Origin of the sequence: Planktothrix sp. FACHB-1355 (assembly GCF_014748295.1) — a bacterium.
Lineage (GTDB): Bacteria > Cyanobacteriota > Cyanobacteriia > Cyanobacteriales > Aerosakkonemataceae > Aerosakkonema > Aerosakkonema funiforme_A.
In genome coordinates this window covers 1-9,581 of record NZ_JACJUP010000127.1, presented here as the reverse complement: position 1 = coordinate 9,581, position 9,581 = coordinate 1, and the positions used below count along the sequence as shown (strand labels likewise).

Annotated in this window: 5 protein-coding genes and 1 pseudogene; 4 read left to right on the top strand and 2 right to left on the bottom strand. The window is 42.7% G+C overall.

Annotated features, from left to right (window positions below; translation table 11 throughout):
• The 3 genes and pseudogenes from H6S82_RS08465 to H6S82_RS33330 form a co-directional block, all read left to right on the top strand.
• Positions 1 to 794 (top strand): ATP-binding protein (locus H6S82_RS08465; RefSeq protein ID WP_242056865.1); only part of this gene is annotated, 794 nt, incomplete at its 5' end.
• A 12-nt stretch (positions 795 to 806) separates the two neighbouring features.
• Positions 807 to 1,676: pseudogene (locus H6S82_RS34305) on the top strand (histidine kinase dimerization/phospho-acceptor domain-containing protein); the annotation flags it as partial.
• Between the two features lie 84 nt (positions 1,677 to 1,760).
• Positions 1,761 to 2,447 (top strand): response regulator transcription factor, encoded by a 687-nt coding sequence (locus H6S82_RS33330; RefSeq protein WP_242056866.1) that lies wholly within the window; start codon positions 1,761 to 1,763, stop codon positions 2,445 to 2,447.
• On the opposite strand, the gene H6S82_RS08455 is transcribed toward H6S82_RS33330, so the two are convergent.
• On the bottom strand, positions 2,416 to 3,708 hold the full coding sequence (locus tag H6S82_RS08455) for a Mur ligase family protein (protein WP_190470820.1): 1,293 nt from the start codon (positions 3,706 to 3,708) through the stop codon (positions 2,416 to 2,418). The two genes, H6S82_RS33330 and H6S82_RS08455, sit on opposite strands and share 32 nt — an antisense overlap.
• Before the next feature lie 412 nt (positions 3,709 to 4,120).
• On the opposite strand from H6S82_RS08455, the gene H6S82_RS08450 reads away from it, so the two are divergent.
• Positions 4,121 to 6,256, top strand: a complete 2,136-nt coding sequence (locus tag H6S82_RS08450) for an ATP-binding protein (RefSeq protein WP_190470817.1) — start codon at positions 4,121 to 4,123, stop codon at positions 6,254 to 6,256.
• 92 nt (positions 6,257 to 6,348) lie between these two features.
• On the opposite strand, the gene H6S82_RS08445 is transcribed toward H6S82_RS08450, so the two are convergent.
• Entirely contained in the window at positions 6,349 to 9,453 is a 3,105-nt protein-coding gene (locus tag H6S82_RS08445; protein WP_190470814.1) for an MFS transporter, read from the bottom strand.
• Positions 9,454 to 9,581: the final 128 nt, after the last annotated feature.

Here is a 9,581-nt window from a genome sequence, read left to right as displayed (position 1 = left end):
CGGCAATTAATGATTACAATCTCTATCAGCAGCAGCGACAATTTAATGAAGTTTTAGAAGCGGAAGTCGCGAAACGCACTGAGGAACTGCGAGCCACTCAAACTAAATTAATCGAACAGGAAAGATTGGCAGCAATCGGGGAATTTGCGGCGACGATCGTGCATGAAATCCGCAACCCTGTCACTACGATAATGATGGGTTTAAATTATTTTAAGAAAAAGTCTGTTACCGCGCCAGATAGAGAAAGAGTTGCTTTAGCAATTGATGAAGCTTATCGGCTGCAAAATTTGTTGAACGAAATTTTACATTATGCCAAACCTCAAATCCTACAATTAGAAGAAATAGAGCTAAATTCGTTAATTCAAAAAATGCTCTCTGTTCTGAGGGAAATGCCTGAAGCAGTGGAACGAAAAATAGAGTTTATCCCGACATCAAGTGGAGTTACAATTATGGGAGATAAAGATAAACTAAAGCAGGTATTGATTAACTTGGTGCGGAATGGATGTGAAGCGATCGCACCCGGAGAAGCGGTTACCTGTGAAGTCGAACTAAGTAAAGATTTGAGACAAGCTTGCCTCCAAATTCGTAATGACGGTACTATCATTCCATCTCATATTTTACCGAAACTAACGCAACCATTCTGTTCTACAAAATCTGGAGGAACTGGCTTAGGACTGGCGATCGTCAAACGAATTGTAGATGCTCACAACGGCATATTTTCGATTAAGTCTGCTAGAGAAACGGGGACGATCGCTAGTATTTACATTCCTTTATCAACCAATAATAAACTATGAATTTATAAAGCAATGGGAAAGCTAATTAATAAACTTATAGAAATAATTAAAGTCACCTGGAGAAATTACGACTCTCTACTGTTCCGCATAACTATAAAAATATTGCTGATAGTAATTCCAGTTTTGGTGAGTATGGCAATCTGGACAAGCTGGAAAGTCGATCGCTTATTAATGACAACCTCTCAACAAACGGTAAATTTAGCAGCGACTCACTTTGCTAAAGACATGGAAGACACTAACGAATTTACCGATTCGTTAGATACATTGCAAACAATGGTAGATCGGTGGTCATCTCCAACCATGTGGTTTTGGGTCAAGCAAGCAGATAGCAAAGTGATGGTGCAGTCCAAACAGTTGAATTCAAAGCTGAAAAATATTCAACCTACTTTGATGTCTCTTCAGCTTTTACCCGCTCAATTTCGACGCTATCAAATGGCTGGATATCACTTGACGATCGCAAGCAAAGCACTGTCAGGAGGTAGCCAGTTGTATATCGCACAAGATGTGACGGAATTACAATTAGACGCCGCCGCAATTATCCGCAATTTGGCAATCGGGATCGGACTATTTTTCCCCACATTAATCATACTGACAGCTTATATCCTGGCACAATCCGTTCAGCCTTTTCGTCAATTCAACCAGCTACTCCAACGGGAAGTAGGAGAACTCACTGTTGTTGTTAATGATGTGAAAGAGCAACAAAAACATTTTGCCGATCGCATTTCCCACGAACTGCGTACACCGCTCAGCTTGGTTTACGGATACCTGCAAAGTTTGCTGCGTCGCGGTAACAATTTGACCGATTTTCAACGTCAAGCACTGCAAACAGCTACCCAAGAAGCCGAACGCATGGTACAAATTTTACAGAACTTACTCGATCGAGCAAGGGAAAATCAACCGCAAAACTACAAGCATCAGCCAGAACTAATGGAAAGTTTATCTTGTGCGAGTGGAGATAGAACCGCCATGACCCCAACTGCACACATTCTCTTAGTCGAAGATGAAATTAAGCTAGCTCGGTTTATCGAATTAGAATTGTGTAGCGAGGGGTATCGCGTCAGCGTGGCGCACGACGGTATGAGCGGTCTGATACTAGCACGAGAGACTGCACCCGATCTGCTGATTTTAGACTGGATGTTACCGGGACTGACGGGAGTTGAACTTTGTCGCCGTTTGCGGACAACAGGTATTAAAGCACCAGCAATTTTGCTCACAGCAAGAGATGAAGTGAGCGATCGCGTTGCAGGTTTGGATGCAGGAGCTGATGATTATGTTGTGAAACCTTTCAGCATTGAAGAACTCCTCGCCAGAATTCGCGCTCATCTGCGTCGCACAAAGGAAGATAAAGATGGAACAGATTTGTGGCAATTTCAAGACATCAGCTTAAATCGCCGCACTCGCGAAGTATTCCGGGGTCAGCGCAGCATCGAACTAACAGTTAAAGAGTTTGATTTACTCGACTACCTCCTCAGTCATCCCCGTCAGGTACTCACGAAAGAGCAAATTTTAGAAAAAGTTTGGGGTTACGATTTCATGGGTGATTCCAATATTATTGAGGTTTATATCCGCTACCTACGCCTGAAGCTAGAAGAAGGTAATGAAAAACGTCTGATTCACACAGTTAGAGGTGTGGGTTATTGTTTGCGGGAGTAGGACGATCGAGACTTAAGAAATGACCGATTAAATAAAGAGAACCGCACAAAACAAGTAAACCGGGATCGGATGCGATCGCAGCTTCTAAACCAGAAACTAGATCGGGATAAGTTGCGACTAAAGCTAATTCCGGACAGATCTGACGAGCGAGAGTTGCTAAATCTTCTGGATGAGCAGAACTTTGGTCTGGAACTGGCACTAAAAATAATCGATCGCACGATCGAAGTAAGGCTTTGAAGATATCGTCACAATCTTTGCTAGAGAGGATTCCCATTACCCAGGTGACAGATTTTGTATCTAAGCTATCGACATATTGACGGAGAACGATCGCAGCTGCGGGATTGTGAGCGCCATCTATTAATATGCGCTGATTTTTCCAACTTGTCCATTGCACTCTTCCCAGCCATTTAGTATTTGCCATCCCAGAAACGATCGCATCCTGAGAAATTTGCCAACCTTGTTGTTGGAGGAGTTGGAGGGATGCGATCGCCAACGCGGAATTTGCCAATTGGAAATCTCCCAACAAGGGTAAAGGATATTGAATTCCTTGATATTCCGCCCATCTTTCCCCTGGTGTTGGTAATGCGATCGCAGGTTCTGGGAAAATCGCCGGACAACCTAATTCCTGAATGCGGTTTTTCACAACTGTTATTGCTTCTGGCGGTAACTGACCGATAACAGCAGGACATCCCGGTTTGAGGATACCCGCTTTTTCTCTGGCGATATCCGCTAAAGTTGGGCCCAGCACTTGCCAATGTTCTCGACTGATAGAAGTTATGACTGTTACCAAGGGAGAATTACAAATATTAGTTGCATCCAGTCTTCCTCCCAATCCCACTTCCATTACTGCCACATCTACTTTTTGTTGTGCGAAATACAACCAAGCGGCGGCGGTGATAACTTCAAACTGGGTGGGAGATTCTGCATTTGGGTTAATAGCGGATTGGACTTGTAGGAGTAATTGTTGTAATTCTTGAGAAGAAATTGGTTTTTCGTTGAGACAGATGCGTTCGTTCCAAGAGATTAAATGAGGAGAAATATATCGTCCGACGCGATAACCTGCTGCCGTTAATACGGAGGAGAGATAGGCGCAAACCGAACCTTTGCCGTTAGTTCCGGCAACGTGGATCATAGGTACTTGGCGATCGGGGTTACCTAAGTCGGCTAGAAGTTGTTGAATCCGTTCTAATCCGAGATTAACCCCGAAGTGTTGGAATGCTTTGAGGATATTATCGATGTTCGCGTTTTCAGGTGAAAGCACTTTATTATTTACTGCTGACTGGCGAGTTATACTGACAAATAACTATATTATTATGTTTTTTGGCATCAGGTGTGAGAATCTATTTTTGTCCCAAATCATTTAAGAAATGGGGTTTCTTCGAGTAGTTATAGGAAAATTTCAGATTTTTTAAGCCAATAAATCCGGTTCCTTAGCCTGAATGGGCGAATACTTGACAGATGCTCTAGGGTGCAAGATATGGTTATTTTTCCCTACTCCCCAAACGCCACACTCTCTCTGGCTAATTTCTTAGCCAGAAAGCATTTCGGCAAATTTACCCTTTTTGCTTACCACTCTAAGTGCGAAGCCGGGGGACTGTCTTGCTTGTAACTGAGTTGTCTAATGATTTAGACTTGTGAGAATTTAGCATACACCAAAATCTTGAAATTTAGCCATGTCCAATTCTATCTCTTCTACCCAGTTAGAAGAAAATTTAAAAGCTTCTAATAATATTTATTTTTTTGGGCGCGAGAAAGCGATCGCAGACCTCCAGATTTTGGTTAAGCAAGGAACAAAAATAATTCTCATCCAGGGTGAGGGAGGTGTAGGCAAGACCGTATTGTCATGTCAGTACTTGGCAACGCAGGGTTTTGACGTAATTCTAGACCTTTGGATGGCTAAAGAAACCCAGAATATTACGAATGCCAGAAGTGTAGTAGAGGAATGGTTAAGAAGACACTTTCAAGAGGAACCTGCGAGAGATTTTGGCATTTCTCTAGAACGGTTGAGGATGCAACTGCGAAAACCAAATCGAAAAGTCGGTATTTTAATTGATAACCTCGAACCTGCTTTAGATGGAAATGGTAAGTTTATCCCCGCACATCGAGATTATGTGGAATTACTGAGAGTGCTGGCTGACGCTTCTGTTCATTGCTTGACTTTAATTACCAGTCGGGAGAGATTGGGAGAATCGGCGGTAAATTTTCAAAATTATCGGCTACCAGGTTTGGATATAAGTGCGTGGGAACAATTTTTGCTCAACCAAAATCTCTCTGTCGAGCCTCGTTGTTTAAATGCCATGCACCTAGCTTATAGCGGTAATGCGAAGGCCATGCGAATTTTGAGCGGAACTATACAAAAAGATTGGTCTGGGGATAGCAATAATTTTTGGCAAGACAATGAAAATAATTTGTTGATTCAAGGAGATTTAGAAAATTTAGTTGTCAATCAGTTTAACCGCTTGGAACAGCTCGATCCGCAAGCTTATAAACTTTTATGTCGTCTGGGATGCTATCGCTATCAAGATGTGCGATCGATCTCCCTAGAAGGAATTTTCTCTTTATTGTGGGATGTGCCTTCGGAGGAACGCATATATGTTGTAAAAGCGCTGTGCGATCGCTCGTTAATCGATTTCTACAAAAATGAATATTGGCTGCATTCGGTAATTCGCGCCGAAGCTATTAAGAGGCTGAGAGCGAGCGATGAATGGGAGTTTGCCAATGAAAAGGCGGCAGAATTTTGGACTGCAAGTGTTGAGATAGTTGACGATATCGAAGATGCGTTTAAAGCTTTAGAAGCTTATCATCATTACGTAGCAATAAACGAATTCGAGCTAGCTTGTCAAGTAATTTTAAAAGATCGGCCCACTACGTTAAGTAGCATGGGGGAAACAGAAAGCCTTAATTATGCCTTCGACAGGTTTGGTTTGATACAACATATTGCTTGTAAGAGCGCAGCTATAATAGATAAAATTGAAAACGAATACTCTTTGACCATATTAAGCAGTTATTTAGGACGACATTACCATCATTTAGGTGAAATTAAAAAAGCTATAGAACTATATCAAATATCCATAGAAAAGGGAGTAAATTACCTGCGATCGCATTCTCAAGATAGTGCTACAGACAAGCTTTGTTTAAAAGTCGGTCAACAAAATATAATATCTTTATTATGCCAAAGTACTTGTCAACTCATTCTCGGCGAAACTGAAGCCGCCATAAAATCTTACCAAGAAGTTGAATCATTAGCCGAAGCAACTAACTACCCGCTATTTTTAGCGTTTGCTTGGTTCAGTTTGGCAGTCATATATTCAAACAAAGACTTTGCCGAACACGACCGAGAAAAGGCATCTGCTTTGTTTGCGAAAGCCGATCGACTTTATCGCCAACTACCAACAGCTATCTTAACAACATGGAGTCATGTATATAGCTTATATATCGCTGGCATAGTATATAGAAATTTAGGAGAAAATGAAAATTCTTTAGCAATATTCGCTCAAACATTATCTTATGCTGACAAAATTCAGTGCATTCAGCCAAAAGCGCAAGCTATCAATGGTTTCGCCGTCCTGTATCGCAATTTAGAAAATTTTGAAACCGCCATTGCTAAGCACGATGAAGCTATAGAACTGTTGGCGCAAATAGGAGCTAAAAGCGATTTGGCAGAAGTTTATTATGAAAAAGGATTGACTTATCAACAAATGGGAGATATCGACAATAGTCGCACAAATTTTGAAGCGGCTATTTTAGCTTACGAACAAATCGACGCACCCAAGCAAGTGCAGAAAATACGACAAGTGATGGAGAATTGAAAATTCTAGAGATGTTTGGATATCATAAAACAGCACAAAAAAATAGGCCAGCTTTCGCCAGCCTATCATTTAACTAAATGTCAATTAAACCTTTATCCAAACAGGTTAAAACCACCTACAGCTATTGCTCCCGCCAATGCGGATATCGCCACAGAAGTAACAGCCGTACCGAATAGCCACCAAGCAGCAGTTGCAGCAGCTTTACGAGCTTCTTCGCCTTGCTTTTTAGCTTGATGCTTGATATCTTCAATGCGTCGCTTCGTTTGTTCTTGCAGGTATTCCGCACGCTGCATTACGCTGTCGCGTGCAAATTCAATTCGATCGATAATCCGATTAGCATCAGCTTCCGAAATATCTTCGCGAGAACTGATAATGGCAACTAACGTATCGCGATCGAACTGACTCAGACGTTCTTTAATAGCATCAAATCCTGCTTGCGGATCGTCAAACAATTTGCGGAAATCGCGCTTGATTCCTTCGTAGTCCAGTTCGGGACGTTCCAAGGAATTAAAGTAATTGCGAATGCGATCGAATACACCATCAAGCGCCGATTGTACTTTACCTTGAACGTTCTGCACTTGTTCGACGAATCGATCGCGTACAGATACGATGCGATCGGCAATTTGATTCGCTTCTTCTGACGAGATATCTTCCCGCTGCGATAGCAGGGATACCAAGGTGGAACGATCGAACTGCTTGAAGCGATCGCCAATATTTCCCATTCCTTCTTTGGGATGACGGAACAGCAATTGCAAATCTCGCTTAATACCTTCGGGATTGAGTTCTTGCTTGTTCGTATTTCGCAGGTAATTTTCTAAAGTTGCTTGGAAATCGTAGACCTTATCTTTGGCGCGAGATGCTAAGCGACGAGGTTGTTTGGCAACACTGTTAATGGCATCTTGCACTTTATCTATTGTCTGATTAACTTGGTCTTCGGTCAAGCCTTCTCGCTGACTCAGCAATTTGACCAAAGTTTCGCGATCGACTTGGGAAAGTCTTTCTCGCAGCGCCACCGCACCTTCTTTGGGATTCTCAAAAAGTTTGGCAAAATCTTGCTTAATCCCTTCCGGATCGAGTTCTTCCAAGTTAGTGTTTCGCAGAAAATCGCCAATTTGATTTATCAGTCGATCGTACTGTTCCTTAGCTTTCTCGCTAACTTGTTGCGGTGCTTGCAGAATGTTATCGCGTACCGATTGAATGCGATCGACAAATCGATTTATTTGCTCTTCATTGAGATCGCCGCGTGCCTTCAGCAATTGTACCAGAGTTTCGCGATCGAATTGCGATAATCTTTCCCGCAGCGCCTTCAATCCTGCTTGCGGGTCTTCAAACAGCGTTTGGAAATCTTGCGCGATCCCATCTGGATTTAATTCTTCCAAATTAGTATCGCGCAAATAAGATTCTACCCGCTGACGAAGTTCTTGCGCTTTCGATTTCGCTTGTTCTTGCGCTTCTTGTGCTTGCGAGAGGACGCGATCGCGAGTTTCTTCCAAGCGACCGATCAATTGGTCTGCTTCTTCTTGACTGAAATCTTCGCGCTGTCCCAGCAATTCTACCAACGTATTGCGATCGAACTTACCGAGACGATCGCGCAACGCCTCAAATCCCGCATCCGGATCTTCTAGAAGTGCGGTAAAATCGCGTTCGATCCCTTCCGGATTCAACTCTTCCTTACCAGTCGATCGCAGATAATTTTCAATGCGACTGCGAATGTCTTGCAATTTTTCTTCCGACTCACCAGTTTGAACAGTATTCAAAACTTCCATGCGAATTTCTTCAAACTGGTCGGCAATTTCATTTACCCTATCATCATCGAAATCGCCGCGCTGATTCAAGAATTGCACGAAATTATCGCGATTCAGTTGTTCCAATTGCTTACGAACTAATCCCGGTGCAGCTTCTAAATCGTGAATAACTTCTTGGAATTCCTGCTTGATAGTTTCTCGATTCAGGTGCCAAGGTTGGGAATTGAGGATATAATTTTCCACATCTCCCAGCATCGGGTTACTCTGCGGTAGCGAAGGCAAATTTTCTTTTACCTTATTACCAAATTGCTGCGCTTTATCTGTTGCTTGTCCTGCCAGTTGTTGCAGCTGTGAAGAAATCTTTTCTACATCTGCATCCGACAGATCTACTCTTGACAAAACAGCCGTCATCGCTGCACCAACACCAGCTTGTACGGCTTTGTCCATCACGCCGTTGCTATACTCTTTCTTATCGTGTCCGTTGCCGCCGATCGCTTGTGCTAGCCTAGCAGTTAAATTGCCCGATTTCAGATCTTCCGGACTGGCAGACTTGATATAGTTTACCAATTCAGCTTGCGGATCTTTAACCTGCCGATTCAACGATTGCTGCCAAACAGATGCTAACAAATCTGCCACGCGATCGATATCTTTTTTCGAGAAATCGGTGCGACTGGCAACCAAGTCTACAAAAGTTTCGCGATTGACATTCTGCAAAACATCGCTATTAGCTAAAGACCTGACATCCACATCGCCGAGTAACCTTTCTAAGTCACCGCGAATCGTATTCAAATCTAGTTTTGGTAATGGCAAATCACCCAAATAATCTTCAACATTGTTCCGGATGCCGATCGGGTCTATCGCAGAAGATAATTCCTTGCGAACCGCAGCCACAGAGGCTTCTACAGTATTGACAATCTGTTTGTTAGTAGCACCAGCACCCATAGCTGCCGTTGCGATATCCATCACTCCTTGAGCGCCAGAAGTTGCTGTTTTAACTGCGGAACCGACTAAAGAACCAACAGCATTAGAACTCATCCAAACGAGCAACAAAAAGTAACCAGACCAGATGGCAACACCGATTATAGCACCTAAAGTGATGCTATTAACCAAGCTCAACTTAACTGCCAAAAAGCAAGCGATAAACAAAGCCGTATTGACAGTTAATAAAGCCCAAGCGCCTACTTTTGCTTCAATTTGGCGAAACTTTTTGCCCCAGCTATCTTCATTGTCCGCATCCAAGTCGATCGCATCGTCTCGATCGGAAAACTTAGCTGCCAGCGACAAATTTGTTAATAAAAATTGAAAGGCAAAAGCCATCAATATTCCTGCGCTCAACGCTACAAAAAACTGAGGACTCGAAAAGATAACTGCTACTTCTTCTGTAGTGGGAATTTGGGCGATCGACAGCGATTTGCCCTCCAATCCCAACACAATTTCTGCATTATGAAACATGATATTTTCCTCATCAATGCTCAAACCGACGCAAAACGAATTTTGCGCGATGATAAAATGTAGAATTGAATACCCTTTCACGTTGGCAATTACAGTAAAAAAAAACCTCCACCAGATCGGAAGAGCAC

Bases quoted from the DNA above. Each gene is read 5' to 3' on its own strand.
- H6S82_RS33330 (WP_242056866.1), top strand. From the start codon at position 1,761: ATGACCCCAACTGCACACATTCTCTTAGTCGAAGATGAAATTAAGCTA.
- H6S82_RS08445 (WP_190470814.1), bottom strand. From the start codon at position 9,453: ATGTTTCATAATGCAGAAATTGTGTTGGGATTGGAGGGCAAATCGCTG.
- H6S82_RS08450 (WP_190470817.1), top strand. From the start codon at position 4,121: ATGTCCAATTCTATCTCTTCTACCCAGTTAGAAGAAAATTTAAAAGCT.